The 26,673-nt window shown below is 50.4% G+C and carries 29 protein-coding genes, 7 pseudogenes and 1 riboswitch; of the genes and pseudogenes, 19 read left to right on the top strand and 17 right to left on the bottom strand.

Features of this window, described 5'->3' with window-relative positions:
* Positions 1–37 precede the first annotated feature (37 nt).
* From OGX67_RS01740 to arsH, 5 genes are all read left to right on the top strand, one after another.
* A complete protein-coding gene (locus OGX67_RS01740) occupies positions 38–532 on the top strand; it encodes an arsenate reductase ArsC (protein WP_032951261.1) in 495 nt (164 codons plus the stop codon).
* A gap of 153 nt (positions 533–685) precedes the next feature.
* Positions 686–1,183 carry a phosphatase domain-containing putative toxin gene (locus OGX67_RS01735; protein ID WP_025714560.1) on the top strand — a complete coding sequence of 166 codons (498 nt, stop codon included), beginning with the start codon at positions 686–688 and terminating at the stop codon, positions 1,181–1,183.
* A gap of 277 nt (positions 1,184–1,460) precedes the next feature.
* On the top strand, positions 1,461–2,474 hold the full coding sequence (locus OGX67_RS01730; RefSeq protein ID WP_032951263.1) for a permease: 1,014 nt from the start codon (positions 1,461–1,463) through the stop codon (positions 2,472–2,474).
* Positions 2,475–2,576: 102 nt separating this feature from the next.
* Positions 2,577–2,900: an ArsR/SmtB family transcription factor gene (locus tag OGX67_RS01725; protein ID WP_032951265.1), complete on the top strand. Its 324-nt coding sequence runs from the start codon at positions 2,577–2,579 to the stop codon at positions 2,898–2,900.
* Between the two features lie 8 nt (positions 2,901–2,908).
* On the top strand, positions 2,909–3,631 hold the full coding sequence (gene arsH, locus OGX67_RS01720; RefSeq protein ID WP_032951268.1) for an arsenical resistance protein ArsH: 723 nt from the start codon (positions 2,909–2,911) through the stop codon (positions 3,629–3,631).
* Between the two features lie 237 nt (positions 3,632–3,868).
* Here arsH and crcB read toward each other — a convergent pair whose 3' ends face one another.
* From crcB to OGX67_RS01680, 8 genes are all read right to left on the bottom strand, one after another.
* Entirely contained in the window at positions 3,869–4,243 is a 375-nt protein-coding gene (crcB, locus tag OGX67_RS01715; protein WP_071698676.1) for a fluoride efflux transporter CrcB, read from the bottom strand.
* 83 nt (positions 4,244–4,326) lie between these two features.
* On the bottom strand, positions 4,327–5,616 hold the full coding sequence (gene eno / locus OGX67_RS01710) for a phosphopyruvate hydratase (protein ID WP_032951272.1): 1,290 nt from the start codon (positions 5,614–5,616) through the stop codon (positions 4,327–4,329).
* Between the two features lie 16 nt (positions 5,617–5,632).
* Entirely contained in the window at positions 5,633–6,058 is a 426-nt protein-coding gene (locus OGX67_RS01705; RefSeq protein ID WP_009652877.1) for a universal stress protein, read from the bottom strand.
* Entirely contained in the window at positions 6,055–6,963 is a 909-nt protein-coding gene (locus OGX67_RS01700; RefSeq protein ID WP_032951275.1) for a DHHA2 domain-containing protein, read from the bottom strand. Before OGX67_RS01700 ends, OGX67_RS01705 begins: the two co-directional genes overlap by 4 nt.
* A gap of 77 nt (positions 6,964–7,040) precedes the next feature.
* Positions 7,041–7,109, bottom strand: a riboswitch (Fluoride riboswitch).
* 146 nt (positions 7,110–7,255) lie between these two features.
* Positions 7,256–7,756, bottom strand: a complete 501-nt coding sequence (locus OGX67_RS01695) for an NAD(P)/FAD-dependent oxidoreductase (RefSeq protein ID WP_052544833.1) — start codon at positions 7,754–7,756, stop codon at positions 7,256–7,258.
* Positions 7,757–7,999: 243 nt separating this feature from the next.
* Positions 8,000–8,212: a hypothetical protein gene (locus OGX67_RS01690; RefSeq protein WP_223195099.1), complete on the bottom strand. Its 213-nt coding sequence runs from the start codon at positions 8,210–8,212 to the stop codon at positions 8,000–8,002.
* Between the two features lie 245 nt (positions 8,213–8,457).
* Positions 8,458–8,706 carry a hypothetical protein gene (locus OGX67_RS01685; protein ID WP_230320615.1) on the bottom strand — a complete coding sequence of 83 codons (249 nt, stop codon included), beginning with the start codon at positions 8,704–8,706 and terminating at the stop codon, positions 8,458–8,460.
* A gap of 15 nt (positions 8,707–8,721) precedes the next feature.
* Positions 8,722–9,114, bottom strand: coding sequence for an MBL fold metallo-hydrolase (locus OGX67_RS01680; RefSeq protein ID WP_223226816.1), 393 nt, complete (start codon positions 9,112–9,114; stop codon positions 8,722–8,724).
* Positions 9,115–9,268: 154 nt separating this feature from the next.
* Here OGX67_RS01680 and OGX67_RS01675 point away from each other — a divergent pair.
* The 8 genes and pseudogenes from OGX67_RS01675 to OGX67_RS01640 all read left to right on the top strand — a co-directional run bounded on the left by OGX67_RS01675 (position 9,269) and on the right by OGX67_RS01640 (position 13,702).
* Positions 9,269–9,580 (top strand): annotated as a pseudogene (locus tag OGX67_RS01675) (metalloregulator ArsR/SmtB family transcription factor).
* Positions 9,570–9,998, top strand: a complete 429-nt coding sequence (locus OGX67_RS01670; RefSeq protein ID WP_032951277.1) for a YeeE/YedE family protein — start codon at positions 9,570–9,572, stop codon at positions 9,996–9,998. The pseudogene OGX67_RS01675 and the gene OGX67_RS01670 overlap by 11 nt, the downstream one beginning before the upstream one ends.
* Positions 9,999–10,038: 40 nt before the next feature.
* On the top strand, positions 10,039–10,470 hold the full coding sequence (locus OGX67_RS01665) for a DUF6691 family protein (RefSeq protein ID WP_032951278.1): 432 nt from the start codon (positions 10,039–10,041) through the stop codon (positions 10,468–10,470).
* A 36-nt stretch (positions 10,471–10,506) separates the two neighbouring features.
* Positions 10,507–11,304 (top strand): sulfite exporter TauE/SafE family protein, encoded by a 798-nt coding sequence (locus OGX67_RS01660; protein ID WP_009652868.1) that lies wholly within the window; start codon positions 10,507–10,509, stop codon positions 11,302–11,304.
* A gap of 467 nt (positions 11,305–11,771) precedes the next feature.
* Positions 11,772–12,092, top strand: a complete 321-nt coding sequence (locus OGX67_RS01655) for a DUF134 domain-containing protein (protein ID WP_032951283.1) — start codon at positions 11,772–11,774, stop codon at positions 12,090–12,092.
* Positions 12,067–12,528 carry a NifB/NifX family molybdenum-iron cluster-binding protein gene (locus OGX67_RS01650; protein WP_009652880.1) on the top strand — a complete coding sequence of 154 codons (462 nt, stop codon included), beginning with the start codon at positions 12,067–12,069 and terminating at the stop codon, positions 12,526–12,528. The genes OGX67_RS01655 and OGX67_RS01650 overlap by 26 nt, the downstream gene beginning before the upstream one ends.
* Before the next feature lie 145 nt (positions 12,529–12,673).
* On the top strand, positions 12,674–13,111 hold the full coding sequence (locus tag OGX67_RS01645) for a PaaI family thioesterase (RefSeq protein ID WP_032951285.1): 438 nt from the start codon (positions 12,674–12,676) through the stop codon (positions 13,109–13,111).
* Between the two features lie 114 nt (positions 13,112–13,225).
* A complete protein-coding gene (locus OGX67_RS01640; RefSeq protein WP_009652867.1) occupies positions 13,226–13,702 on the top strand; it encodes a Dps family protein in 477 nt (158 codons plus the stop codon).
* Between the two features lie 301 nt (positions 13,703–14,003).
* On the opposite strand, the gene OGX67_RS01635 is transcribed toward OGX67_RS01640, so the two are convergent.
* Entirely contained in the window at positions 14,004–14,354 is a 351-nt protein-coding gene (locus OGX67_RS01635) for an ArsR/SmtB family transcription factor (protein WP_032951288.1), read from the bottom strand.
* 160 nt (positions 14,355–14,514) lie between these two features.
* Between OGX67_RS01635 and OGX67_RS01630 the strand changes: the two genes are divergently transcribed.
* The 4 genes and pseudogenes from OGX67_RS01630 to OGX67_RS01615 all read left to right on the top strand — a co-directional run.
* On the top strand, positions 14,515–16,173 hold the full coding sequence (locus OGX67_RS01630) for an FAD-dependent oxidoreductase (RefSeq protein WP_009652879.1): 1,659 nt from the start codon (positions 14,515–14,517) through the stop codon (positions 16,171–16,173).
* 94 nt (positions 16,174–16,267) lie between these two features.
* Positions 16,268–16,651: pseudogene (locus OGX67_RS01625) on the top strand (IS6 family transposase); the annotation flags it as partial.
* A gap of 91 nt (positions 16,652–16,742) precedes the next feature.
* Positions 16,743–17,686 (top strand): annotated as a pseudogene (locus OGX67_RS01620) (integrase core domain-containing protein).
* A 13-nt stretch (positions 17,687–17,699) separates the two neighbouring features.
* Positions 17,700–18,002, top strand: a pseudogene (locus OGX67_RS01615) (DDE-type integrase/transposase/recombinase); the annotation flags it as partial.
* Positions 18,003–18,196: 194 nt separating this feature from the next.
* On the opposite strand, the gene OGX67_RS01610 reads toward OGX67_RS01615, so the two are convergent.
* The 7 genes and pseudogenes from OGX67_RS01610 to OGX67_RS01580 form a co-directional block, all read right to left on the bottom strand.
* Positions 18,197–18,937 (bottom strand): sulfite exporter TauE/SafE family protein, encoded by a 741-nt coding sequence (locus OGX67_RS01610; protein WP_032951290.1) that lies wholly within the window; start codon positions 18,935–18,937, stop codon positions 18,197–18,199.
* 9 nt (positions 18,938–18,946) lie between these two features.
* Complete coding sequence (locus OGX67_RS01605; RefSeq protein WP_007372374.1) at positions 18,947–19,570, bottom strand: FmdE family protein; 624 nt, start codon at positions 19,568–19,570, stop codon at positions 18,947–18,949.
* A 548-nt stretch (positions 19,571–20,118) separates the two neighbouring features.
* Positions 20,119–20,498 (bottom strand): annotated as a pseudogene (locus tag OGX67_RS01600) (transposase); the annotation flags it as partial.
* Positions 20,495–21,435 (bottom strand): annotated as a pseudogene (locus OGX67_RS01595) (IS110 family RNA-guided transposase); the annotation flags it as partial. The pseudogenes OGX67_RS01595 and OGX67_RS01600, both read right to left, overlap by 4 nt.
* Before the next feature lie 137 nt (positions 21,436–21,572).
* The gene (locus tag OGX67_RS01590; RefSeq protein WP_009651828.1) at positions 21,573–21,944 is read right to left on the bottom strand and encodes a winged helix-turn-helix domain-containing protein; all 372 of its coding nucleotides are present in this window, start codon (positions 21,942–21,944) and stop codon (positions 21,573–21,575) included.
* 19 nt (positions 21,945–21,963) lie between these two features.
* Positions 21,964–22,776 carry a sulfite exporter TauE/SafE family protein gene (locus OGX67_RS01585; RefSeq protein ID WP_007372378.1) on the bottom strand — a complete coding sequence of 271 codons (813 nt, stop codon included), beginning with the start codon at positions 22,774–22,776 and terminating at the stop codon, positions 21,964–21,966.
* Positions 22,777–22,890: 114 nt separating this feature from the next.
* Positions 22,891–23,532 carry a recombinase family protein gene (locus OGX67_RS01580; protein ID WP_009651826.1) on the bottom strand — a complete coding sequence of 214 codons (642 nt, stop codon included), beginning with the start codon at positions 23,530–23,532 and terminating at the stop codon, positions 22,891–22,893.
* A gap of 256 nt (positions 23,533–23,788) precedes the next feature.
* On the opposite strand from OGX67_RS01580, the gene OGX67_RS01575 reads away from it, so the two are divergent.
* Positions 23,789–24,997, top strand: a complete 1,209-nt coding sequence (locus tag OGX67_RS01575) for a type II restriction endonuclease (protein ID WP_000110241.1) — start codon at positions 23,789–23,791, stop codon at positions 24,995–24,997.
* Between the two features lie 33 nt (positions 24,998–25,030).
* Here the strand turns inward: OGX67_RS01575 and OGX67_RS01570 are convergent, their stop codons facing one another.
* Positions 25,031–26,464, bottom strand: a complete 1,434-nt coding sequence (locus OGX67_RS01570; RefSeq protein WP_032951294.1) for a DNA cytosine methyltransferase — start codon at positions 26,462–26,464, stop codon at positions 25,031–25,033.
* A gap of 98 nt (positions 26,465–26,562) precedes the next feature.
* Between OGX67_RS01570 and OGX67_RS01565 the strand changes: the two are divergent.
* Positions 26,563–26,673, top strand: a pseudogene (locus OGX67_RS01565) (IS1 family transposase); the annotation flags it as partial.

The raw sequence follows: 26,673 nt of genomic DNA, 5'->3' as shown, positions 1-26,673 counted from the left end.
GATCATACCTTTCCGGCCTGACATAAGGTAAGCCGCGATGATGAGTAAAACATACAATGTCCTGTTCCTGTGTTCCGGGAATTCGGCACGAAGCCTGTTTGCTGAAGTGCTGATGAACCAGCTCGGCGGGGGAAAATTCCGGGCATTCAGCGCCGGTACTCAACCGGCAAGTTCACCTCACCCGCTGACGCTCAGGGTGCTTAACGATCAGGGATTCAGTACTGAATTCCTGAAAAGCAAACATCTGCAAAACTTTCAGCATCCGGATGCTCCGCAAATGGATTTCATTTTTACGCTGTGTGACAAGATGGCGGGAGAAGGATGTCCGGTGTTCCCGGGCGGCCCCATAACAGCTCACTGGGGGTTCCGGGATCCAGCTTCAGCAGAGGGTACCGATAAGGAGAAGTACCACGCCTTTGTGGAGGTTGAAAAACAGATAGCCACGCGCATCCGGCTGTTTCTGAGCCTTCCCCTGGATAAAATCGACCGGATTTCATTACAGCATCAGCTGCAGGCAATGGGACATACCTGATCTGACGAACAATAAACCGTAACCGATCGGTCTCCCTTCCTTACAAACCCTGACTGCGCCCTGAAAACGTTATCCCGGCTGATACAAACAGCACGGATAAGGTAACGGCATAACGTCGAAGATTAATAAACCATTAGCATGGAGCCTTTATTGATGTTTCACCCGTTTGATATTCTCACCCTGGACAATGGCGCCAGGCTGATATTTACCCCCTGTCCGGGAACCAGAGGGGTGCCACTTGCTAATTCATTGAAATCATTAAAAGAAGCCGGGGCACAGGCTGTTATCACCATGATGACGCTGGCTGAACTCAGTGAAAATGAGGCTGATGCCCTCCCGTCACTGTGCGCTGACTTTTATATGGACTGGTTTCACCTCCCCGTAGAAGACAGCTGTGCACCTGAAGCCCCATTTGAACAGGCATTTGCCCGGGAAAAAACGAATCTGCTGGCGATCGTCAGGTCTGGCGGAACGATGGTTATCCATTGTCATGGAGGTTCTGGCCGGACAGGGATGATGGCCGCTATCCTGATGCTCGAGTCAGGGTATCTGCCTGCTCAGGTGAAAAAACAGGTCCAGCTAATCAGGCCAAAATCACTGACTTCTCCGGTGCAGGTCAGTTATCTTAACAGGCGATACGGCTACCAGTAACAACGGCATAATGGTCAGACTGCCCTGCCAGTCGAAACGTATCCATCAGGGGCAAACCTGTCCCCTGATGGTCCGGGGGCGTGATATGTGTCTTTCAAATGCCCGGCAAGCCGGACACTGCACTTTGTTCCGGCGTCAAGATCACAGGCGATATACCAGTGACCCCTCTCTTTTCCTGCTTTACATTTCTATGTTTCCAGAAATATGATTTACAGTAATGGTTGTTTGTATTACCCTTGCTTAATATTCGATACATCCGGAAATACAGGAGGGTTATATGTCCGCAGAACTGCAGGATGTCGCCGGCATGTTTGCCTTACTCGCCGTCGAACTGTCGGCTTTATTTTTACTCATCAGTTTACTCGTTGGTGTACTGCAAAGGCATGTTCCGCCGGCACGTATCGAGGCATTACTCAGTGCTGGCCGCTTCAGAAGCTATTTTCTGGCGGCGGGCCTGGGGGCTATCACGCCGTTTTGCAGTTGCTCAACCATTCCTGTGCTGAAGGGACTCATCCGCGCGCGCGCCGGATTTGGCCCTATGATGGTCTTTCTCTTTGCATCTCCTCTACTGAACCCGGTCATTATTGCCCTGATGGCCGCGACATTTGGGTTAAGCCTGACGCTGATTTATGCCGGCGCCGCGCTTCTGGTATCACTAATTGCGGGATGGTTACTGCAGATTCTGGGTTTTGATAAATACATACGCAGCGGGGTACATGAGGGGAGGGCTTCCAGCCAGACAATTAAACGCGGCAGTACTGTGAGCAGTAAAAGTCCCTGCTGTGGCGAACACCTGTCCGGAAACCACTCCCGTCAGGCTGACATGACGAGAGCTGTACCGGAAAATTGTTGTAAACCGCAATCTGACGTTAATGCCTTACCCCGCCGTTACAGAGGCTTATGGCGTGATACCTGGGCTGACTTCAGAGGTGTTTTCCCCTACCTGATCGCCGGGATAGCTATCGGAAGTATAATTTATGGTTACCTGCCCACGACGTTACTTGAACAGTATGCCGGACCGGCAAATCCTTTTGCCATTCCTGCTGCGGCGATTATTGGTGTGCCCCTTTATATCCGGGCTGAAGCGGTTATTCCTCTGGCGGCTGCATTACTGGCCAAAGGGGTGGGGGCCGGAACGGTTCTGGCCCTTATCATCGGCAGTGCAGGTGCCAGCCTGACGGAACTGATCCTGTTGCGCGCCCTTTTCAGGTTCAGGCTGCTGGCAGCATTCGTGCTGGTCATTATTTCGATGGCGATAATGGCTGGCTACACAGCTTATCTCTTTTTCTGAACAGCCCGTAAATGCGCCCCTGGACATTACTGCTGTCAGATTTACAGGATTGCTATATTTTAAAATTCCATTATTCTGGAAATACAGATTTAAGGAGGTGTTATGGATATTGTTAAGGCGGCAGATGCACTGAAGGAGCTGGGTCATCCGACCCGGCTCGGCATCTTCAAGGAACTGGTTAAATTTGGATATACAGGCTTGCCTGTCGGGGAGTTACAAAAGCGTCTCGATATCCCGGCGTCGACGCTAAGCCATCACCTGTCTGCCCTGTTGTCTGTGGGGCTTATACGCCAGGAAAGGCAGGGGCGCACTCTGTACTGCCAGCCACAGTATGAACAACTGAGCCAGATTGTCGGATTTTTGCTGGATGAGTGTTGCATGGGCAGCGCAGCCAGTGTTTCAACAGTTACATCAACCCGTGAGTAAAGTCTGCAATGAACAAATTGAATGACAGCCTGCCAAATATCATCCCTCACATTTTCAGCGTGCCGGATTTCACTGATAACCCTGTATCTGAAACCCCAGTGCATGCACCGCGTATTTTGATGCTGTATGGATCTGTACGTGAACGTTCTTACAGCCGCCTGGCGACGGAGGAAGGCGCACGCCTGCTCACCGCCATGGGGGCTGAAGTCCGTATTTTTAATCCGTCAGGGCTTCCCCTGCCAGATGATGCTCCGGATACCCACCCGAAAGTTGCCGAGCTCCGTGAACTGGTGCGATGGTCGGAAGGGATGGTGTGGTGTTCCCCTGAACGTCATGGGGCAATGACCGGGATTATGAAAGCACAGATAGACTGGATCCCACTGAGCGAAGGAGCTGTACGCCCTTCCCAGGGGAAAACGCTGGCGGTGATGCAGGTCAGCGGTGGCTCCCAGTCTTTTAATGCGGTAAACCAGATGCGTATTCTTGGCCGCTGGATGCGAATGATCACCATCCCGAATCAGTCATCAGTCGCCAAAGCCTGGCAGGAATTTGATGAAGAAGGCAGGATGAAGCCCTCAGCCTATTACGACAGGATCGTGGATGTGATGGAAGAGCTGATGAAGTTTACGTTGCTTACCCGGGGAAGAACGGCCTGCCTGGTTGACCGCTACAGTGAACGTAAGGAAAGTGCAGAGGCACTTTCTGCGAGAGTTAATCAGCGCAGTATATAGTATGTCAGGGTACCTGCGGTGTCAGCGTTAGGGGCTCACAGAGGAGGGGTTCCGTAAACCCACCTCTGTTTGAGTAGCTGAATGTCTGCCCAGGTAAATGTCGCGGACTGTAATTGTCTTTAGCCGGATTACCGGCATTGCCTCCAAAGCCCTTCACCGGCACAGTTGTTCTCAGGGTACACCATTAATTATGTGCTTGATTATGCCTGGAGGTTAGTTTTGCCTGGTACCTGAGAATCATATAAGACACGCTATCAGATAAAAACCCGCCGCGGTCATCAGCAGCGATCCCATCACGTGCACCAGTACGGAGGTGAAAGCCCACGTGTAATTTCCTGCCTGCAATAAGGTGAAAACCTCGACAGAAAATGTTGAAAAGGTAGTCAGCCCCCCACACAGACCGGTGACGATCAGCAGTTTCCAGGCCGGATCTACGTGAGGATGACGAATGAAATATGCCATTGCGCCACCAATGATAAATGCTCCCAGCAAATTCACTACCAGGGTTCCGGGTGGAAGAGACGGGAAGAAACTGTTGAATTTCATCCCAAAAAACCAGCGGATAATACATCCCACGGCCCCACCAATCATAATTGCTGCCAGCTGACTCAATGCTGCGTTCCCCACCTAAGAAGAATTAAGGCGTATACCGGACTCATCCGGTATACGCTGCTCTGATGTCCGTGATATGCCCGTCAGAGATGACGAACAAAGGCGTTTATACCTGCATACCGGGCTTCGTTGCCCAGCTCCTGCTCGATGCGCATAAGCTGATTGTATTTTTCAATTCGTTCTCCGCGGCAGGGTGCGCCGGTTTTAAGGTGTCCCGCACGCAGCGCCACCGTCATATCGGCGATAAACGTGTCCATGGTTTCACCGCTGCGGTGCGAAATAAAAGCCCCCCATCCGTTTTCATGACACAGTGAAACTGCGTCAAATGTCTCGCTGAGCGTGCCTATCTGATTAAGTTTAATGAGGGCTGCGCTGGCAAGGTTTTCCTCAATGCCACGGCGGATATACTTCACATTGGTCACGAACAGGTCATCACCGACCAGTTCAGCACGCCCGCCCAGTTTGTCGTGCAGATATTTCCAGCCAGTCCAGTCATCCTCTGCGAGTCCGTCTTCAAGCAGAATTACGGGGAACTGGTTCATCAGTTCCCCGTAATAATCCGTCATCTCTTCAGCACTCAGGGCGCTGTTTTCGGTGCGAAGATGATATTTCCCGTCACGATAAAATTCGCTGGAAGCCGGGTCCATACAGATACTGATGTCTTCCCCCGGACGGTAACCGGCTTTTTCAATGGCCTGAACGATGAATTCCAGAGGCTCTCTGTTTGATGAGACGGCAGGGGCAAATCCGCCTTCATCACCCACCGCAGCAGAGAGATCCCTTGACACAAGGATCTGACGCAGGGCCTGATAGACTTCACTGCCCTGACGAACCGCCTCAGTGAGCGTTGATGCACCGTGCGGTGCTATCATGAACTCCTGAAAGTCAGCGCCCTGACCCCGGGCATGAACGCCACCATTAATAATATTCATGCACGGAACGGGCAGAAGACCGGCATTAAGCCCCCCAAGATAGCGGTACAGTGGCTGACGGGTGACCTGTGCAGCCAGTCTCGCTACTGCCAGCGATACACCCAGAATGGCATTGGCGCCGAGCCGGCTTTTGTTCTCCGTGCCGTCAAGCTCCCGCATAATATTATCCAGCCGCCGCTGCTCCCGCACATCGGCTCCCCTGATGGCATCACAGATTTCAGTATTGACGGCCTTAACAGCATCAAGCACCCCTTTGCCACCAAAACGCCCCGGGTCACCATCGCGGCGCTCAGTTGCCTCCCGCGAACCGGTACTGGCCCCGGAGGGCACTGATGCACGAGCCATCAGCCCGTCAGAAGTCCAGGCATCCACCTCTACAGTGGGGTTACCGCGGGAATCAAGTATTTCGCGAGCGGTGACTTTTTCCAGTATAAAATTCATGGCAATCTCCTGTAACTCAGTCGTAAATGTGTTTAATCAGAACATCCACGTTCAGGTGGTTAACGTATTCAGCTGAACGTGAGGTCAGCGTGCCCATAAACCGGTTACGGTGACCTGCAATCACAAGATCCGCACCGGTATCGGTGATGCATTTCTGTATATCCTCGAAACGCCGCATGGTGACCAGCTCACGGGCGTCAACGTGCTCATCCACCGAGGATGTCAGCTCACTGAGCAGCGCCTTCGCCTGGACAACATCCCTGGAGACGGCATCGTCCATCAGGCTGTCCGAGACATAGTTCATCTCCCGGTAGTCGTTACAGATATGGGCAAGCGTGATTTTCATCTCAAGCAGACGGGACAGAGCCGCCGCCAGTGCGAGAAGGGGAACGCCATCCTCTTTCCCCTGAACCAGAACAAGTGCGTGAGTATAGATTTTCATAGCTGTCTCCGGCCTTGCCTGAGGAAATGTTCGAGCCAGGGCAGAAGTTGTTTCTTGCGGCTGACCATGCCCGGTAAGGAGCATGATGTGGCATTACCGCTCTCCGGTCCGGCGAAATAGAGTGTTGAAAAACACTTATTGATATCGGTTACCATCAGCACGATCAGCCCGGCTCCCGTATTTACCACCATCTGCGCCATCGTATTCCGCAGTTCCTCCAGTAAAGGAGCGACCTGATCAGGTGAGCTCACCTCCAGTTGGGCAATACGCACATCTGTGCCTGCGAGCGAAAAAGTCTTAAGATCTTTATTCAGAATCTGACCGGCCGTCTGTCCGGTGATATCGGTTTTAGCGGCCATAAGGCCGTGAACAAAAGCTTTGTGTTTTATTCCCGACAGCACGAAAAGCTCAGCGGCTGTCCGGATATCGTCTTCCGTCGTGGTGGGTGAATGCAGGTTTACCGTGTCGCTGAGCAGCGCACCAAGAAGCAGGATGCCGAGAGTCGGGGGCATGGTGCGGCGCATTTCTGCATCCATCAGCAACCAGAGTACTGTTGCGCTGCTACCTGCCGGTTTTATCCAGACCTCCAGCGGCAGTAAGGTGGCCAGACCTCCCAGCCGGTGATGATCGATAATTCCGATGATATTACTCTCAGGAAGGTCAGCAGGCCCCTGCGCCGGTTCGGTAAAATCGACCAGCCATACCCGTTCCCTTTTCAGGGGGAAATCGAGAAGGGGGGGCAGGGGGATACCGGCTGTTTCAAAAATATAGCGGGTTTCCGGGTTCGCTTCACCGTTCCTCCACGCACGGGAAGGACGGCCCTGTCGGGAAAGCCAGTCAGCTGTGACAGCGGCGGTACAGATGGCATCACTGTCAGGATTGAGATGACCAAAAACATTAATCAAAGATGTATCCCCGTTAAGGGAAGTATACAGGCCAGAAGGATTTATGAACGGCCTGACATACCTCCTGAAATTCAAGAGTCATATCAGGCGTCATCAGCCCCGGACGGGGCGGTTGGGAAAGGTGGAACGCCATCACCTTGACAATAGTATAAGTCAGAAAAAAGAACCTGTCAGCCAGCTTTTTTCCTTACAGCGAGCCGCTAATGAAACGTAAAATGTAAGGCATTAAAATGATTTTATGCACTGTGAAGCCCTTGACTCAGGTAACCCTAGGCTCTGAACTAACTGTTAATCATGGGCTCCGTTTGGGAAAGTGAAAATATTGTACGTAAGGCGGTTTTTTATATTGCAGTGGCCCGATCAAAGACCGACCGGACCGAGTGCTAACTGTCTCCGAAGATAATTTTTTCGAGATTCTGTAAGTCCTGCTGTGATTGCTCATTGAGATGGACCTCTGCCTTGTCGTACCGGGCACCAACCAGGCACTTCTGGCTAATTGCGTATCTGGTTTTACACCAATAGCCAGCAACACCATCCCCGTCGCCAACACCTCGCCCGTATTCAAACTGAGCTGTAAAAGCTGGGTATCACCCACCTGCGTAATCGCTCCCATACCCGATTGCAAACGCAAATTGACGCCCTTCTGCCGGAGCTCCTGGTGTAATACGGCAATCATCTCGGCATCAAGTGGGGTCATCACTTTGGCACCCAACACCAACAATGTCACCCTGAGCCCCAGATTGACCAGTGCCTCCACCATTTTCAACCCGATACCCCCAGACGACCGTGGCATGTGTTAGCCGATGTTAGTGGATATGCGCCAGAATGTTATTCATATCCGGCAGCATACGCAGAGTAAAGACACCAGGGAAGTCAACGCCCTCCAGGGGAGGACGAATTGCGTTTCGCTGAGCAGGAGTTTTTCATAGCTCTCGTGGCAAACCTCCCCCGTCTGCTCATTCCTGATGTGGACCACTTTCTTGTTAGCCTCGATCTGCAACACCTGATGCTCAATACGGACATCAATGTTGAAACGTTAAATAAAATCCTGCGGTGCTTTCAAAAGCAATTGCTGGCGTTCGGGGATCTCGCCTCCGATGTGATAAGGCAGACCACAGATGGCCAAAGATACATAGGCACCACGCTCTAACAGAATAATCTCGAGCGTTTCCGATAAACGCCGGGCCCTCACTGTAGCCGAAGCTCCCCCAGCCACACCACCGACAATCACTAACATGATTTTACTCATGATCAACACCATTCCATTTCAGCCAACTATAACCCCTGCTTGGTTACAGATGATTTAAAGAGATTTTTAAATAACAGACGCCATTATCTTCCGCTGACGGGAATTCACCGGCCCGGATATTGATCTGAATCGACGGTAACAGAAGTGCCGGGTGGCCAGAGTTTTATCCCGCGCCTGCCGAAGCGCCACAAAGGCGGCCAGATCGTTCCCATCATGGAAATGAATATTGGTCGCCCGCTGTTCGGCTACGCTGCTCTGCCATTGGGGCTCCCTGTCTGCAGGGGATAGTCATGGCACACATATAAACGGGTCTGTGCCGGAAAACTGAGGATCTTACGGATGGAATGATAAAGCTGCTGCGCATCCCCACCCGGGAAATCACAACGCGCGGTGCCCACATCAGGCATAAAAAGGGTATCGCCAAGGAAAATCGCATCAGCAATCTGGAAAGCCATATCTGCTGGCGTATGGCCAGGAACCTGCAACGCCTGCACTGTCAAGCCCCCCAGTTAAAAGGTTTCACCGTCAGTCAGCAGATGGTCAAACTGTGATCCATCCAGTGCAAAGGTGTGCTCAAGGTTAAAAATGGGCTTGAATATCCGCTGAACTTCGACAACTTTTTCGCTGATGGCGATGTTGCCGCCGCCCCTCTCGCGCAAATAATGGGCTGCCGAAAGATGATCGGCATGGGCGTGAGTTTCCAGTAACCAATTGACGGTCAGTTGCTGCTTTTTCACGAAATCTATCAGCCGATCGGCGGAGGTTGTCTGAGTCCGGCCGGATTTCGGATCATAGTCCAGAACCGGATCAATAATGGCCGCAATCCCCCCAGTTCTATCGGCCAGCACGTAGCTGACAGTACTGGTAGCCGGATCGTAAAAACCCTCGATAAGTGGTGTCATGGTGAACTCCTAATCTGGACGTTGCATGATGTATCTTCACACAGGCTCGCTTTGATTATATAATATTATATTATATAAGAATTAAAAGTGTTATCGCGAACGTGGATCAGAACAAAGAGAACTCATGAGTAACGTGTTTATTGGCCATAAAAAAATGCGTGATACCGCCAGTGCAGCCACCGCCGTATTGCGTGCTTTGGCAAATGATGACCGGCTACTGCTGCTGTGCCACCTCAGTCAGAGACAAGCTTCTGTGGGGCACATATAAAGTGCTATGGGGATTGGGCAACTGGCATTGTGACAGACGTTGGAAGTCATTCGACGCCTGCAACTCGTGGCAACGCGCCGTGAGGGAAAACAGTTTTTTTACCGAATTGATGAGCCGAATATGTTGATATTACTCATTACCCTCTATCAACTTTACTGTCAGGAAGATGACACAGAAGGTGTTAACCATGACCATTAATCTGGTGCAATTCACTCCGTTACTGAGTTTCTTAGGGGGGGTATTGATCGGCTGTGCGGCCTGGATATTGCTCCTGTTCTGCGGACGTATTGCAGGGATCAGTGGCATAATCGGGGGTGCGCTCTCAGCGGCTACCCGAGATCGTGGCTGGCGTCTGGCTTTTCTGATCGGCATTATCGTCTCGCCTCTTTTATATGGCCTCGTTCATCCGCTTCCTGTGATCGAGGTTTCTGCCTCCTGGCCTGTCCTGATGATCGCCGGGTTGCTGGTTGGGATCGGAACCCGCTACGGTTCGGGGTGTACCAGCGGCCATGGGGTTTGCGGTCTGTCGCGTTTATCCTCCCGTTCTCTGGTAGCTACGTTGACGTTTATGGGGGTTGCTTTTATCACCGTCTGGCTGATGGGATTGTGGATTTAGTCAAGCTTGCTCGCACAGTAAATCGCTCAAGGGGACATATATGAATCTGTTTTTTTCTCTGTTGGCAGGTGCGATATTCGGCGTTGGATTAATACTCAGCGGCATGGCAAACCCTGCAAAAGTGATTGGTTTTCTGGATATTACCCGCATCTGGGATCCTTCTCTGGCTTTTGTAATGGGTGGAGCCATCAGCGTGGGTTTCTTCGCTTTCCGGTCAGTGAAACGACGCACCCACTCGGTGTGCGGTGGCGCGATAAATCTGCCGACCAGCAAACAGATTGACAAGCGTTTGATTGGAGGGGCTATTCTGTTTGGCATTGGTTGGGGACTGGCGGGCATTTGCCCTGGTCCTGGACTGGTATTACTTGGTGCAGGGATGATCAAAGGTATGGGTTTTGTTGGTGCAATGGTCGCTGGCATGCTGCTTTTTGAACAGCTTGAACGTAAACGAGCGAAGCGTCATGCATCGTAATTCTGCCCCGAACGTTGTCAGCCATCAGTAACGCCTATGGTCATTTCGTTACTGTCAGGTCTGCTCGTGGGAGCAGTGCTCGGCATCACAGGAGCGGGTGGTGGCATTTTTGCCATTCCCACCCTGGTGATGGGCATGGGATGGGCACCACAACAGGCTGCTCCGGTGGCCCTGGTCGCCGTCGCCGGGAGTGCGGCTCTTGGAACCTTTGAGGCCTGGCGCAAGGGCCTGGTGCGCTATCGTGCCGCTATTGTGATAATACTGGCGGGCGTGCCCATGACGAGCGTTGGGTTATGGGTTGCCCACCGAACTTCCCCTGCGTTGCTGAGCCTGCTGTTTGCGGGGGTAATGCTAATCGTCGCGTGGCGATTGGTTCGGGCCCCCGAGATAGTTGCCAGGCATACTTATCCCGTCGAACTGGATGAACACACCGGACGATTTATCTGGGCTGTAAACACATGGTTGCTGTTTCTCATGTTCGGAGCTGTTACCGGTTTTATGACCGGGCTATTAGCCGTGGGTGGAGGATTTATTATCGTCCCGTTATTGCGGCAATTTACCCCCCTTCCTATTCACAGTTGCATCGCAACCTCGCTGATGATTGTCGCATTGGTAAGTATAGGCGGGATTGCAGTGGCAGTGATACAGGGTGCCACTCTGCCCTTGCCTTTTACTCTCTGGTTTGTGCTTAGTGCTGCGACAGGGATGTCGATTGGCCGAAGGCTAAGCCAGCATTTACCTGAACATATTGTGCAGAAGGGGTTTTCCGGACTACTGATCGTCGTTGCCCTGGGGATGGTATTTAATGCCGTTATGATGAAGTTTAGTGGCTAAGATCAATATGATTGCCGACAGAGATATAAAAGCTCAAGGATAATGAATTCCTTGCTTTATTGTTTCGAACTTATCTGTCGCCTGCAATACCACGGGATTGCTATAACCAGCGACGAACCCGTTGCGTATAGCGTTTCCATTCCAACCCGAAACGTTTTCGAAGCTGTTCCTCTTCAATATCGATATGCAATCTGGCAACTACATTGCAAGTTCAAACCTCATCGAGATAGGTTTTATTAATTAATAGCAGAATGAATCGTCACGGACAATCTTGACACTTCCGAGCCAACTATAAAGGTATAAGGCAGAATCGCCTACCGGTTCAGAGTCATTCCATAGTTCCCTTTGGTATGCTGCACACTCCCAGACTCAAGAGGCAAAGCAAAAAATTCTCCACCGGTGAGCAGAGTATATTGCATATGCCAGTTTACGAGTGTATATATAGCATATACCAATAAGGAGCCTTCATGCCAAGACCCAGAATTCCCCGTAACATCTGTGGCCGCCCTGCGGATACCTGTTTTAAGCCCAATGCGCGACCGATGAGCCAGCTTGAACATGTTCATTTAAAAGAAGATGAGTTTGAAGCGTTACGACTGGTCGATTTACTGGGCATGCAACAGCAGGAAGCGGCTGTTGCAATGAGGGTTTCAAGACAGACACTGGCCAATGTCCTGAAAGCGGCCCGTTTTAAGGTTGTGGACTGTCTCACTCAGGGCAAGGCCTTAATAATGCACTCTGAAAGGGAAGGAGTTACACAAGATGATCACAGCCATTCCAGTGAATGACGACCGGGTAGCAAATCATTTTACCAAAGCGAGTCACCTTGTCCTAGTGGATGAGCGCGGTGTGGAGCTCAGCCGGACAGAAAATCCCGCGCTGGGCGCAGATTGTTCAGGTAAACGGAAGCTGGTTGACCTTCTGGTTCAACAGCAGGTCAGCCGCGTTGTGGTCCGTAACATCGGGGAACGGATGCTGGGTAAATTATTGGGGCATCAGATCGCGGTGTACCAGACTGACTGTGGCCGTCGTTTGTTCACTGAACTGTGTGATCCGGATACCCGTGTTCTGACTGAACTGAATAAGCCGGAGCAGGGGCGCCAGTCCTTTAATCATGAGGCGAAAGGGAAAAAATGCTGTAACTCTGACGGGAACACAGCAGAAAATGCGTGCCAGGGTGGGCGTCAGCATCATCACGGAAACGGGCGCTGTTGCCATTCATGAGTTTATTTCATCACGGGCGGTGATTTTTATCAGACCCGTACTGTGTATAAACCAGGAGCCGGAATGAATGATGCCGGGAAAGACACTCAGCTGACTGAATTCCTGATGCCTCCCGTCAGTACAACCGGACGCTGAACAGAAACAGATGAATTGTTATCTTGATGCCAGAAATGCCCATAACTGTTGTATGGTTTGTGGTTCCCTCGACAACAACCCTGATACGGTGAACTTAATGTTTTCAGAATACCCGGATGGATCTGTATGTGCTGACTACACGGCCGATCACAGACATCAGGGGTATACGGGTCTTTTACATGGCGGAATGACGAGTACCTTGCTGGATGCCGCAATGACTCACTGCTTGTTTATGCAGGGAGTGCAGGCCCTGACGGCTGAACTGACTGTCAGATTCATTTCACCCGTTTGTACCGGTGACAAGCTGATGGTCTGTGCCAGACTGCTTGGGCAACGCAGGGGGGTTTACCAGCTCGAAGCATGGCTGGCAAAGGGACAGCAGAAAGTGGCTCGTGCCACGGCGAAATTCATTGTCCCGTCGCAGGATATTGCTCTGGCGCATGGCTAGTGTGGCAGACGCCAGGTGTAACTGGTTATTATAAAAATATGAAGCGTGTTTTGCTCAGACCGGAAAGAATAATGGCATATCGTATATCCCACTTAAACAGTGTAAGAGGTAGTTATGAGTAAACAAATAATTGATATTGGTATTCCTGAATCATCCCGGGTGGAGATTGCAGACGGTCTGTCCCGGCTTCTTGCTGACACCTATACCCTGTATATAAAAACACATTACTATCACTGGAATGTAACTGGCCCCATGTTTAACAGCTTACATTTAATGTTTGAAAATCAATACAATGAGCTGGCCACTGCTGTTGATGATATCGCTGAACGTATACGCTCGCTCGGATGCTTCGCGCCCGGCACATATCATGAATTTTCACGTTTAACAGCGGTTAATGAAGACAAGGATATTCCGGCAGCAAAAAACATGATTGAGAATCTTGTCCAGGGCCAGGAGACTGTGGTTAAAACTGCGCGCTCCCTGTTCCCTGTTGTTAATAATGCGAATGATGAAGCCACAGCAGATCTGCTTACACAACGTATCCAGTTACATGAGAAAACTGCCTGGATGTTGCGCAGCCTGCTTGAATAATGTAAACCGGTGGCAGCAGAAAAAACGGTTTGTCAGCCACAGGCCATTGCTGTCAGTGCAGTACCATCCGTGCTGCCGTGGCTGTTTTTTCTGACCGTAATAGTATAAAAACCGATAAATCAATAAGTTAAACAGTGAACGCGTGAGCGATAAATACAGTCCGGACAGGCATTACCGATGGGTATATCCGGACCACTGTCGCTTTCCCGTTATAATATCGCAGATACCGGCCAGGCTCTTCACAACCTGACAGGGTTAATGCTGCAATGATAAAACGGTTTGCGTGGAAAGCAGGATCACATTATTCGTTGTTATGGCTTCCTTTACCTGTGCCTGCCTGCGGGCAGTAGAGATCATACAAGGTATTTAACAACGTCATGATACGGTTATCCTCAATACGGTAATATACCATTTTACCTGCCCGTCGGGTCTCGACAAGCTTCAGGCGGCGCATTACACCCAGTTGCTGAGACAGGGTCGGCTGAGTGATACCGACTGCAGCTTCCAGCTCGGCCACATTCGCTTCCCCATGGCTTAACTGGCACATCAACAGCAACCGGTCGCTGTTAGCCAGTCCCCGTAAGACATCTGCTGCCCCCAGGGCTGCATTTTTCATATCGGTCTGACGTTTTGTGTCTTCATTCATGGGCATTGCTGGTTTCTCACATTCTGTATTTTTATATAATGTTATTTAGTATACTGATGGTGCCATAATTTTGCCACCGTGTTCGCCAGGTCTGCAGCGTCCAGCTGGCCTGGGTAACTAATTATATCTGGCAGACATTTTGCCCCGAGTGAACAGAGAGGATGTAATGAAAATAGTGATTGTTGGTGGTGTTGCCGGCGGTGCGTCCGCTGCAGCCAGAGCTCGCCGGTTGTCAGAAGATGTCAGTATTGTTGTGTTTGAACGGGGAAGCGATGTCTCTTTCGCCAACTGTGGATTGCCTTATCATATAGGCGGAAAAATTCCGTTACGGCAGTCACTTATTCTTAAGACTCCGGAGGATTTTAAATCCCGCTTTAACATAGACGTCCGTACCTGCCATGAAGTGACGTCAGTGGATCCGGTTAATAAAACAGTGACAGTTAAAAATTTGACCTCAGGTGAGATCCATACCGAAGTATGGGATCGTCTACTCCTCAGTACCGGAGCCGCGCCGGTTGTCCCTCCTTTGCCCGGGCTACAGCAAGAGGGCGTCTTTACGCTCCGAAATCTTACTGACATGGATGCTATCCTGGCGTGGATTGAGCAACATAACGTCGCTCACACCACGCTTGTCGGGGGGGGATTCATCGGACTTGAAGTGATGGAGGCTCTGAGCGAACGGGGGATCCGTGTTACCCTGCTGGAGATGGAGGAACAGGTTATGGCTCCGGTTGATCCTGAAATGGCATCAGCCCTGCATCAGGAAATCCGGAATCATGGCGTGGATCTGCGTCTCAGAACGGCACTCACCGAGGTGCTGCGGACAGAAACGGGATTCCGCGTTGCACTGTCTGACGGTGGCTTTGTGCAGACCGACATGGTTATTCTCGCCATCGGGGTAAAACCTGAGAACAGCCTTGCCACAGTAGCCGGGCTCGAAGTGGGTAAACGGGGAGGTATAAGCGTCAATGCCTGTATGCAGACCAGTATTCCTGACATCTACGCCGTGGGGGATGCAGTTGAAACACCTGACCTTGTCTTTCAGGAACCCGCTAATATTCCTCTGGCTGGGCCCGCCAACCGCCAGGGACGCATTGCTGCTGATAACATGCTTGATCACCACAGCCTTTACCATGGCAGTCAGGGGACATCCATTTGTAAGGTATTTTCGCTGAGTATTGGCAGCGTCGGTGCGAATGAAAAGCAACTGAAAGCCCATGGTACCCGATACGAGAAGGTTTACGTCCATGCTGCTGATCATGCCGGTTACTACCCTGGGGCTACGATGATCAGTCTGAAACTGCTGTTCAGCCCCGATACCGGTAAAATTCTGGGGGCCCAGGCGTCAGGGAAAAAAGGGGTTGATAAACGCATCGATGTTCTGTCTGTCGCGCAGCGCGCGGGACTTACCGTCAACGATCTCGAGCATCTTGAGCTGACTTATGCCCCGCCTTTTAACAGTGCAAGGGACGTTGTTAACCAGGCCGGTATGGTGGCGGCAAATGTCATCAGGGGAGATACGGCCATATGTCATGTCAGCGATGTTTTGCAACGGGAACCGGGCAGTTATTGTTTAGTTGATATTCGTTCTCCTGAAGAACTGAAACAATTTGGCGAATATCCTGATGCGCTATCCATCCCTCTGGATTCTCTGCGGGAGAATCTTGAAAAATTGCCTGTAGATAAAGAGATTTTTATCGGTTGTCAGAGTGGTCTGCGCGGGCATGTGGCATACCGTATTCTGCAGGCTCACGGCTTCCGGACATATAATCTGAGTGGTGGCTTTATAACCTGGCAGGCGGTTATGGAGTCGATGAATCAATAAGAGATGAGGTGCCATACACATGGCACCTCATCTGGTTCTGACGCATTAAGACGTCGCCGGGTAACATACTGTTTTTTTATAATGTTACCTGCCCATGCTTCTGATACGAAAAGCTTTTAAGCGCCTGCACTATCCCATTGATGTTATTGCTCAATGTGTTCGCTGGTATCTGACTTACGCCCTCAGCCTGCGCAATCTCGAAGATATGATGACGGAGCACGTCGTTATCGTTGACCATTCCACTCTTCATCGCTGGGTTATGCGCCTGGCACCGTCGTTCCGCCAGTATAAGCGTAATGTAGGTCGGCGGTGGCGGATGGACGAAACTTACATTAAAATCAAAGGCCAGTGGAAATATCTGTACCGGGAGGTTGATACCGCGGGGCAGACCGTCGACTTCCTGTTGACCGCCAGACGCGACGCTGCGGCTGCCTTACGCTTCTTTCGCAAGGCCATTCGCCACCACGGTGAGCCTGAGTAGACTGGCTCCATGAATCTCCAGACAGTTGGTATCACTTAAATTAGTGATAGTCTTAATACTAGTTTTTAGACTAGTCGTTGGAGTCCGGATGATTGATGTTTTAGGTCCGGAGAAGCGCAGACGGCGCAGCCTTCAGGAAAAAATCGCCATTGTTCAGCAGAGCTTTGAACCCGGTATGACCGTGTTGCTGGTTGCCCGTCAGCATAGTGTTGCTGCCAGTCAGCTGTTCCTGTGGCGTAAGCAGTACCAGGAAGGTAGTCTCACCGCCGTTGCTGTGGGTGAACAGGTTATACCCGCGTCGGAACAGGCATCTGCGATGAAGCAAATTAAAGAGCTACAGCGCCTGCTGGGCAAGAAAACCATGGAAAACGAGCTGCTGAAAGAAGCCGTTGAATATGGCCGACAAAAAAGTGGATAGCGCACGTGCCCTTGCTGCCGGAGGATGGCGAATAAGCCTTGTCAGCTGTTGGCTACGGGTCTCACGTGCGCAACTGCATGCTATGGCTCGTCGGTCGAAGAACTGGCAGGAGCGTCGACGCAAGCGCAAGCCTGATGATATTGAAGCTCTGGATCGTATCCATACCGTTATCGGCGATCTGCCTACGTATGGTTATCGTCGGGTGTGGGCACTGCTGCGCAGACAATCAGAAACGGACGACATGGCGGTGATCAATGCCAAACGCGTATACTGAATCATGCGTAAGAATGCGCTGTTTGCTTGAGCGTAAACCGGCAATACCGCCCTTGAAGCCGGCGCATACAGGGAAGGTAGGACTGGAGCCTAAACATACGGCGGTACGTAGCCCGGAAAGCAACGGGATGGCAGAGAGCTTCGTGAAAACGATGAAGCGGGATTACATCAGCATCATACCGAAGCCGGACGGGTTAACAGCGGTAAAGAACTTTGCAGAGGCCTTCGAACATTACAACGAATGGCATCCGCATAGTGCACTGGGGTATCGTTAGCCACGGGAATATCTACGGCGGCGAACCAGTAATGGGTTAAGCGATAAAAAGTGTCTGGAAATATAGGGACTAATCTACTGAGGTTGTAACCATCGATAAAAGCGGTGCCAACATGGCGGCGCTGGCCACACTCAACGCCAGTAAACCTGAAGAAGAAACCATCACCATCAGGCAGAGTAAATACCTGAACAACCTGATTGAGCAGGACCATCGGAATATCAAACGCCGAATACGACAGATACTGGGGTTCAAATCATTTCGGCGAGCGCAGACGATAATGGAGGGCATTGAGTTAGTGCATATGATACGTAAAGGGCAATATCAGCATCCCGCTGAAGAGCCTTTATCACCGGCGGAACAATTTTACCTGTTGGTTGCCTAAAATATAGACAGCGCAATAATTACTGACTTGTCTACGCTAATGCGACAGAACCCAACGAGCTGGATTGCCAATCGGCGAAGACCTCTACGGCAGAAAATCCGAGCGTAACAACGAGCGGCCAATACAGCTTCGCTCCGGTTGAGTTGCCATGAATATGGCCATCGTGTGCTTACATGATTTTGATTCCGTTTATTTTACAAAAGCCCCCAGATGATCTTGACGGCGGTCCCTAACAGGACGAATCCAATGATGTATTTAAGCTGTTGCCCTTTGAGTTTTTCGCTCATTAACCACGCGCCAAATGCAGCCCCTCCCGCCGATGCGATACCGGTGGCACCGACCAGCGAATAATCCATTCCCGAAAGCGTTGCGTGGGCAAAGAAACCGGTCAGAGAAGCAAACACGACCACGAAAGAAGCGGTTGCTGACGCCCGTTTGGGTTCCAGCCCGGCCCCCACGAGTGCCGGGACGATGATGCTGCCACCTCCAACCCCTAACAGGCCACCGACAAAACCCGCAACACCGCCAAGGGACAAACTACTCAACATCTGGCTTCGCGCACTACGCTGAATTCCAGAAGATTTTGGCGCGTACAACAACATCATGAGGCTGGCAAAAATAAGAAAACCGGAGAACAGCCACAGTAGAAAATGGCGGTCTAACCTTTGGCTGACATGAACCCCGATTGGCGACAAAACCACGGCCACAATCAAAATGGGGAGTGCCAACCGCCATTCGACCAAACGCTTGCGAATGAATGTCGTTGTCGACACGCTCGTCGATATGGCATTCAGAAGCAAGGCGGTGGCCATCGCTGCATGAATTTCGACCCCTAGTGCCAAGAAGATCGGAACCAGAATAAAAGCGGCTCCGACTCCGGCCATGGCCATGATAGCGGTTAGAAAAAACGTTGCAACGGCAGCGATGGCAAGCATTTCAATTCCTTAGCAAAATGAGGATACAGTATGTCCAGCCAGTTTTTCCTGGCAAGGAATGCAAAGCCGTCCCGCTTCCGTGTCGATCAGTTTATCGACAAAGACACGTTCCCCACATTTGGCGCATAGTTCCGTGTCAAAGCAGCTTTTACCGCGTGGAAGTTCAAACGGCTTCTTTAGCCCGATATCGAGAAACATTTCTTCCGGCATCGATATGACCTTGTTAACCAGGGGGTCAGTGACTTCGGCGGGAATATCCTGTGGCGCTATGCCTTGTTTGCGTTGGGCAACAAAAGGCGAGTTGAGCATGTTGCCGAAAAACTCGTCCTTTAGCCGTACACGTACTGAGCGCCCGGTCTTCACGTCTATCAGAGTGAAAGCCATCTTGTTGTAATAGCGCTTCTCGATGTTCGACTTGCCGTAGGTGCATCCCGTAGCCGACATTACGCCATCCAGAAAGCATCCCGCAGCATGGCCTTTCCCTGTTTCTGCTATGACATGCAGCTCCTTGTCTTCTGCCCGTTCCACACCGAGCGCTCTCATCGCTGCTTGCGCAGCACGGTAGCCTAAAGGCATTGCTGGACACTTATGGCCGTGAAAGACCATCGCCGCTTCGAATTCATCGTGTGTCATTACTCTATCTCCTTCGTGAGTCGCGTAGCTTCCTGATGAAGCCACTATCTTGAAGACGAATGAACTCGCAAAAGGATGCAGAAATTTTCTTCGAGATTGATTTCAGTAATCCTCACGCCGAGGTGCGTGGTAACAAGCCCGACCACTGTAGTCAAAGTGCACTTGGCAATTACGTATCAACACCTCGCGCAACCGCTGACGAATTCTCCGTAACCTAGACTTCACGACGGAAAGACTTAACTCATGAGTATCGGCAAATTCTTGCTTACAAATGCTGTGCTGGGGGCAGTTTGGATATCGAATCTATGGTCACTCCCGTTTTTGCAACACTGATTTTCGACGATATCATTGGCTTGCTTAAATCTATCCAGCGTCAGAATCGCGCCACGATGAGTTCTGCGCCTGATGAACCTCAGAAAAATCATACGGCTTCAGATGAGCCATTCCGATATACAGGTTCTTCAACAGGCCGGTCGGCCGTTTGTATCATCAATGATCAGCATTCGCAAACCAGATAGGTGATTGTTTAAAAATTTATTGTTAGAGACTTACGACGCGAACGTCTGTTGTCGCGTCGTAAGCACCCAGGCTATCCTGGCCAGCTTGTTTGCGAGTGCGCAGGTCACAACAAAGTTGCTTTTTCTGCACATTAATTCCCTGGCCCAGTTTGCCTTTCTGGTGTTCTAGTTTTTGTTTTTTGTATGAACACTCTGGGGCACTGGACCAGTAATATTCGGATCTTTTTGTTGCCTCGTTTGCTGATCCCCAACAGAGTTGTTCGACCACCGGTGCTGTACTCACGTGGAAGCAGCCCCGTTGCCGCTGCGAAGTCACGACTACTGGCGTAGTGTTTCCCATCGCCAAGCTCAGTGGAAATAGTACTGACCGTGAGCGTTCCCACACAGGGAATGGTCAATAGACGTTGGCCACAACAGCCTGCCAGTACCTTCTGCGCTCAACCAACATACAAACCCAACGGCTGAATGAGTCATTCCTTTTCTCAGCGCCAATAAGCACTGAAAGATCCCCCTGTACCAAGAGCGTTCGCAGATACGAATAACCGGCTTTTGTGATCCTGCCGAGCTTCGGCTTTCCGCCGCTGCTGTATTGTGATTGCGTCAGTCCCAGCCAGGCGGCCAGTTGACGTCCATTTTTAAAATCATGTGCATTACCGATACTGGCGACCAGCGCACAGGCAGTTGTGGGGCCAACGCCCTTTAGCTCCATCAGCCGCTGACTGCGATGATCTGTTTTGGCCATGCGGGACAAAATTCGGTCATATTCAGTGATGTTAGCTTCAATGTGTTCCAGCAAATCATCAACACATTGCTGAACCTGAAGCGGTAAAGAGCTCTTCTGCACAGAAACTATGTGGCGCAGGGCATCAGTATTTTGTGGCGCGATGACACCGAATTCAGATATCAATCCTCGCAGACGATTATACGTTGCTGTTTTCTCTTCTATGAAACCCTGACGGGTGCGGTGTAAGCATTGCATTGCATCGCCTGCTGGCTTTCGTCCTTCACGGGTACAAATCGCATATGTGGGCGACGAACCGCTTCACAGATAGCCTGAGCATCAGCTGCATCATTCTTCCCTGATTTGCCGGCCATGCGGTAAGTAGACACAAATTTAGCGGCCATCAGACGTGGCTCATGACCATACTGCCGAAATAACCTTGCCAAGTAGTGAGCCCCAGAGCATGCTTCCATCCCGATAACACAGGGAGGCAAACCTGCAATGGACTCAGGAAGAGCAGCACGCGAAACTTTAGGTTTAACCAGAACAGTTCTGCCATTCTGATCAACACCGTGAACAGCAAACACATTTTTAGCAAGATCGATACCGACAGTCGTGATAGTCATAACGAATTACTCCGGGACGATGTGTACCCCATGATTGCACAAGAGTTAATCAGGCGCATAATCAGGGAAAGTCCCTTCCATTCGTTAAGATGATTTTTTGTACGGTTATGGCCCGATCAAAGACCGAGCCGAATGGGTTAACTCTCACCGAAGATAATTTTCTCGAGATCCTGCAAGTCCTGCTGTGATTGCTCGTTAAGGTTGGCCTCTGTTTTGTCGTACCAGCTAAGTAACTTCTGGCCAAGTGGTGTCAAAACCGAGCCTCCACCTTTGCTGCCGCCTGTTGACGTGATGACCACGGGCTTACCTATCCCTTTGTTTAACGTATCAATCAGGAGCCACGCCCTTTTATAGGGTATACCCAAATCTTTTGCGGCGGCTGACAGGGAATGAAACCCATCTATAGCGCGCAATAGATCGATTTTACCCGGCCCCAGCGAGATGTTGTCATTAATGTAAATTCGGGGTCTGACCAAAATAAAATCAGATATAAGCGCTTTTTTATTCATCCTGATACCTTTCTCGAAATTATTTTTGCCGGGTGTGTTTGAACGTTTTGATGGCGGAGATAAGAAGGATCACCCCAAGTAAAGTCATAAGTACTTTAACCGGGAACAGGCCGACCAGAAGTCCGCCAATTGCCGCACCAATCACAGATCCGATGACCATCCATACAAACAGCGGCCTTTCTTTTTTCAGAATCTGGAAAGCATCTGCATTTGTATAACGGGAAAAACCAACAATCATTGTGGGCAGGCTAATCATCAATGACAGGCTTCCGGCCAGTTTGATATCAACCCCGAACAGGATAACGATTGTGGGGATCAGAAGCTCACCGCCTGCCACACCGAGCAATGCTGCGACTATCCCGATAAAGAACCCTGAAATCACACCTGCAATAATTGTGGCAATACCGGGTTGAAATAACCCGCCGGAAATACTGTGCAGTGGTAGCCATGCTTCTGAGAACATGACGAACGACAGTAAAACAAGGAGGAGCAGAATGATTCTGTCCAGCCAGATTCTGGACATCTTAATGGCGCGGCCTGCGGCCCACCATGCCCCAATAAGACTTCCTGCCAGTAAATTCATGACAATATCAAGATGCTCTACCAACTGATCGGTGGCTATCGATTTTGTGCGGAAAATTAGAGCGATAGCGACAACAGCGAGGCTCATTGCTTTGTTAAAGATGACGGCTTCCAGGGTGGGTATTTTGAAACTACCGATCAGGACGGGAAGGCGAAACTCAGCCCCACCGAGCCCAATCAGCCCTCCTAAAGCCCCAATTACCGCGCCTGAGAAAAAACCTTTTCCATTCCTTTTTGAAACTGATGACATGCATTCCTCTCTGATTCGTTATGTCATTCTTGACATAACGATGAGCATAGCATTTCAGATGATAAGTTTGATAGTACGTTGTATAGGCGGGAATTGATCCAGCTTAAAGCTGATTCAATCAGTACCGGTGATTTTATTAAGCGCCTGTATCCGACAAACCTGAGAAGAACTGTAGCCGGTTGCTTCTGCTGTCTCCCGTATACTGAGTTTCTTAACCTGTCGGTAGTACAACACCTTCTGGTGTCGTTCACTGTCTGCCTGCTTGCCCCGGTATTTACCCAGGGAATGAGCACGCTCAATTCCCTGTTGCTGTCGCTGGCGACGACTCAGCCAGTCCTTATGCGACATTGCGGCCATCAGATCGATCAACATATTGTTGATCGCCGTGATAACTGCGCGGGTTATCGGGTCAGCCTGTGAAGGATCTTTATCTGACAGAGCCTGCCATGAAGTTGGGACGTCAAGACTGACGATCCGCAGTTCATGTTGCTCAATCTGCTTTTTCAGCGTCATCCAGTCGCTGTTGCTCAGACGGGTCAGACGGTCTATCTGCTCGACAAGTAAAATATCATTGTGGTGACTGTCCATTAGCAGGCGTCCCAGCTCCGGGCGGTCGAGTTTTGTTCCGCTGATATTCTCCCGGTAGTAACTGGCTATTTTATACCCTCGTTCCTGAACGAACTGCTCCAGCATATCTTTTGCTCGATCGGCAAACTGATCTTCCGTCGACGCTCTCAAATAAGCTCTGATGAACATTTTTTCACCGCATTATCGCTTTTAGGTTATTGCATTTATTCTATCGCATATAGGTTATGTCATTCATCGTGTACCGTCACGTTTTTATTATGGCGTCAGGGTGTACCCTATTGCTACAGGTAAGCCTGTTCAAAAAACAGGCTTACCGTACAATAATTCTCTATATCCAAACTGACCCCTGTAACAGCCTTTCTGGCTGTTTGTATATAATTATGAAAAAATGGTGAGTAGAGTTTCAGGGTAACAGGGGATGCTTATGTCGGTTTTCCACAACTGGCTACTTGAGATCGCATGTGAGAATTACTTCGTCTACATCAAACGCCTTTCCGCCAACGATACCGGCGCAACAGGTGGTCACCAGGTAGGGCTTTATATCCCTTCAGGTATCGTTGAAAAACTCTTTCCGTCTATCAACCATACCCGTGAACTGAACCCTTCGGTTTTTCTCACCGCACATGTGTCATCGCATGATTGCCCTGACAGCGAAGCCCGGGCAATTTATTATAACAGCCGTCATTTTGGTAAAACCCGGAATGAAAAAAGGATTACCCGCTGGGGTAGAGGCAGCCCACTTCAGAATCCTGAAAATACAGGGGCTCTGACGCTCCTGGCTTTCAAGCTTGATGAGCAAGGGGGGGACTGTAAGGAAGTAAATATTTGGGTATGCGCCAGCACTGATGAAGAGGACGTCATTGAGACCGCTATTGGTGAAGTTATACCCGGAGCGCTTATATCCGGCCCCGCAGGACAGATTCTAGGCGGACTATCTCTACAGCAAGCGCCAGTAAATCATAAATATATTCTACCTGAAGACTGGCACCTGCGCTTTCCGTCGGGAAGTGAAATTATTCAGTATGCAGCCAGCCATTATGTGAAAAATTCCCTTGATCCGGATGAGCAACTTCTTGACCGCCGGCGCGTGGAGTACGACATATTTCTATTGGTTGAGGAACTGCATGTTCTGGATATCATCCGGAAAGGATTTGGCTCTGTGGATGAATTTATTGCGCTGGCCAATTCTGTCAGCAATCGCCGTAAATCCAGAGCCGGGAAGTCGCTGGAACTGCACCTGGAGCATCTATTCATTGAGCACGGCCTGCGACACTTTGCGACGCAGGCCATCACAGAAGGTAATAAAAAACCCGATTTCCTTTTCCCTTCCGCAGGGGCTTACCACGATACTGAGTTTCCCGTAGAAAATCTGCGCATGCTGGCAGTCAAGACTACCTGTAAGGATCGCTGGCGTCAGATACTGAATGAGGCTGATAAAATTCATCAGGTGCATCTGTTTACACTCCAGGAGGGAGTTTCTCTGGCTCAATATCGGGAGATGCGGGAGTCGGGTGTCAGATTGGTCGTGCCATCATCTCTGCACAAAAAATACCCGGAGGCGGTGAGAGCTGAGCTAATGACGCTAGGTGCGTTTATTGCTGAGCTGACAGGGCTTTACGCAGATATTCCATAGATTATCTCCCGGCATAAATACCGGGAGGAGCGATCAGATTCGTTCAACCTTGCACGAATCGGCATTAACCGCTTTCAGGATATAAGGTTCAAGCAGTTTGGCTACGGCTTCAAACACGGGCACCACTACGGAGTTACCGAACTGCCTGTACGACTGAGTGTCTGACACAGGAATGCGAAAAGGCCTGCCATCTACTTTTTCAAAACCCATAAGGCGCGCGCACTCTCGTGGAGTCAGCCTGCGGGGCCGATGCGCCTGATTTTCTTCGTTCGCGAAGTCTGTTTCACCTGTGGCCATATCCCAGCCACGGTCTATCAGAATTTCAGACCCGTCTTTGTGATAGCGAGCAGAAAGCGTACGGGCAATGCTTTCTTTATTTTCAGGATTAACGAGGCCAAAACCGAATCCGTTACCCTTAGCTGCGTGCTTTTTGGCGTAGTTATAGAGATACTCCCAGAGTTTCGACGTCAGTATATATTTGCTGTCAACCACGGGTTCCAGCAGTTCGCCAAATGACGGACGCTGTTCCGGATAAAAACGACTAATATCGCGCAGGGTAAAGCCCTGGTGAATGTTCAGATCACGACGGAAACCGACCAAAACGATACGTTCTCGGTGCTGAGGTAAAAAGTGCTTTCCGTCGATAACTTTAGGATCGTTTTTGCCCATCTCAGCTGCATCCGCAACTTCATAGCCCAGTTCGTCGAGGGTATCCATGATGACTTTAAAGGTTTTACCCTTGTCATGGCTCTTCAGGTTTTTAACGTTTTCAAGAACAAAGATGGCAGGTTTTTTTGCGCGGATAATACGCGCCACATCGAAGAAAAGCGTTCCCTGAGCCTCACATTCGAAACCATGCGCGCGCCCGAGCGAGTTTTTCTTGCTTACGCCCGCAAGGCTGAACGGTTGACAGGGGAAACCTGCTAGAAGTACATCATGATCCGGCACATGCTCATTAATGTAAGCATAGGCATCGTTTTCAGGTACTTCAGGTTTATCACTGAGCGTGACTTCCCGAATATCGAGATTGAAAGTGTGTTCCTGAGCATCGTTAAACCAGTTAGCTTTATATGTGCGCACAGCCTCTTTATTCCATTCACTGGTAAAAACGCACTGGCCACCGATGGTTTCGAAGCCCTTCCGTATACCTCCAATCCCAGCAAACAGGTCAATAAACCGGAAGGCATAGTCAGGGTGATGTGCAGGCGCTTCCGGAAGCATTTTTCGTAGAAGTTCCTCTTCGGCTAACGTCAGCGCCTTAGGTGAGCACTTACCATTAATCCAGCGATTAAGAGTCTCGCGACTCCACTCATTTTTACCAACTTTTCTAAGCAGTTCAGCCACGTACTTCTGGTCATAGATTTCCAGCACCTGCCCGAGCAGCTTTTTATCATTTTCCTGTCGCAGTTGTTCTTCCGCTTCTGCTTTCTCAAGCAGATCCTGCGCCAGTAATTCAAATTCAGACATATTGCCTCCATTGGGTCTTATGGGTGAAACTGTATCACTCATTTGACCCAGATTGAATGTTTTTATCTGGATATTTAAACAGGTTTATTGTTAGGTAACGCACGTTGGCCACGCTGGAGCGTCTTCTGGGCCTGCTGTCGGCCTTTGAGGTCGTGGTATGGATGACGGATGGCTGGCCGCTGTATGAATCCCGCCTGAAGGGAAAGCTG

It is taken from the genome of Citrobacter sp. Cf118 (assembly GCF_030334095.1).
Lineage (GTDB): Bacteria > Pseudomonadota > Gammaproteobacteria > Enterobacterales > Enterobacteriaceae > Citrobacter > Citrobacter freundii.
This window is presented reverse-complemented; position numbering and strand designations above follow the sequence as displayed.

What these genes read in the sequence shown, in the direction of transcription:
- OGX67_RS01605 (WP_007372374.1), bottom strand. Translation starts at nt 19,570, where the DNA reads ATGACACACGATGAATTCGAAGCGGCGATGGTCTTTCACGGCCATAAG.
- arsH (WP_032951268.1), top strand. Translation starts at nt 2,909, where the DNA reads ATGAACAAATTGAATGACAGCCTGCCAAATATCATCCCTCACATTTTC.
- OGX67_RS01630 (WP_009652879.1), top strand. Translation starts at nt 14,515, where the DNA reads ATGAAAATAGTGATTGTTGGTGGTGTTGCCGGCGGTGCGTCCGCTGCA.
- OGX67_RS01660 (WP_009652868.1), top strand. Translation starts at nt 10,507, where the DNA reads ATGGTCATTTCGTTACTGTCAGGTCTGCTCGTGGGAGCAGTGCTCGGC.
- OGX67_RS01695 (WP_052544833.1), bottom strand. Translation starts at nt 7,756, where the DNA reads ATGCCACGGTCGTCTGGGGGTATCGGGTTGAAAATGGTGGAGGCACTG.
- OGX67_RS01670 (WP_032951277.1), top strand. Translation starts at nt 9,570, where the DNA reads ATGACCATTAATCTGGTGCAATTCACTCCGTTACTGAGTTTCTTAGGG.
- OGX67_RS01575 (WP_000110241.1), top strand. Translation starts at nt 23,789, where the DNA reads ATGTCGGTTTTCCACAACTGGCTACTTGAGATCGCATGTGAGAATTAC.
- OGX67_RS01635 (WP_032951288.1), bottom strand. Translation starts at nt 14,354, where the DNA reads ATGCCCATGAATGAAGACACAAAACGTCAGACCGATATGAAAAATGCA.
- OGX67_RS01665 (WP_032951278.1), top strand. Translation starts at nt 10,039, where the DNA reads ATGAATCTGTTTTTTTCTCTGTTGGCAGGTGCGATATTCGGCGTTGGA.
- OGX67_RS01725 (WP_032951265.1), top strand. Translation starts at nt 2,577, where the DNA reads ATGGATATTGTTAAGGCGGCAGATGCACTGAAGGAGCTGGGTCATCCG.
- OGX67_RS01730 (WP_032951263.1), top strand. Translation starts at nt 1,461, where the DNA reads ATGTCCGCAGAACTGCAGGATGTCGCCGGCATGTTTGCCTTACTCGCC.
- OGX67_RS01735 (WP_025714560.1), top strand. Translation starts at nt 686, where the DNA reads ATGTTTCACCCGTTTGATATTCTCACCCTGGACAATGGCGCCAGGCTG.
- OGX67_RS01610 (WP_032951290.1), bottom strand. Translation starts at nt 18,937, where the DNA reads ATGCTTGCCATCGCTGCCGTTGCAACGTTTTTTCTAACCGCTATCATG.
- eno (WP_032951272.1), bottom strand. Translation starts at nt 5,616, where the DNA reads ATGAATTTTATACTGGAAAAAGTCACCGCTCGCGAAATACTTGATTCC.
- OGX67_RS01590 (WP_009651828.1), bottom strand. Translation starts at nt 21,944, where the DNA reads ATGAATAAAAAAGCGCTTATATCTGATTTTATTTTGGTCAGACCCCGA.
- OGX67_RS01570 (WP_032951294.1), bottom strand. Translation starts at nt 26,464, where the DNA reads ATGTCTGAATTTGAATTACTGGCGCAGGATCTGCTTGAGAAAGCAGAA.
- OGX67_RS01680 (WP_223226816.1), bottom strand. Translation starts at nt 9,114, where the DNA reads ATGACACCACTTATCGAGGGTTTTTACGATCCGGCTACCAGTACTGTC.
- OGX67_RS01580 (WP_009651826.1), bottom strand. Translation starts at nt 23,532, where the DNA reads ATGTTCATCAGAGCTTATTTGAGAGCGTCGACGGAAGATCAGTTTGCC.
- OGX67_RS01705 (WP_009652877.1), bottom strand. Translation starts at nt 6,058, where the DNA reads ATGAAAATCTATACTCACGCACTTGTTCTGGTTCAGGGGAAAGAGGAT.
- OGX67_RS01740 (WP_032951261.1), top strand. Translation starts at nt 38, where the DNA reads ATGATGAGTAAAACATACAATGTCCTGTTCCTGTGTTCCGGGAATTCG.
- OGX67_RS01585 (WP_007372378.1), bottom strand. Translation starts at nt 22,776, where the DNA reads ATGTCATCAGTTTCAAAAAGGAATGGAAAAGGTTTTTTCTCAGGCGCG.
- OGX67_RS01640 (WP_009652867.1), top strand. Translation starts at nt 13,226, where the DNA reads ATGAGTAAACAAATAATTGATATTGGTATTCCTGAATCATCCCGGGTG.
- OGX67_RS01690 (WP_223195099.1), bottom strand. Translation starts at nt 8,212, where the DNA reads ATGAGTAAAATCATGTTAGTGATTGTCGGTGGTGTGGCTGGGGGAGCT.
- OGX67_RS01655 (WP_032951283.1), top strand. Translation starts at nt 11,772, where the DNA reads ATGCCAAGACCCAGAATTCCCCGTAACATCTGTGGCCGCCCTGCGGAT.
- OGX67_RS01650 (WP_009652880.1), top strand. Translation starts at nt 12,067, where the DNA reads ATGATCACAGCCATTCCAGTGAATGACGACCGGGTAGCAAATCATTTT.
- OGX67_RS01645 (WP_032951285.1), top strand. Translation starts at nt 12,674, where the DNA reads ATGAATTGTTATCTTGATGCCAGAAATGCCCATAACTGTTGTATGGTT.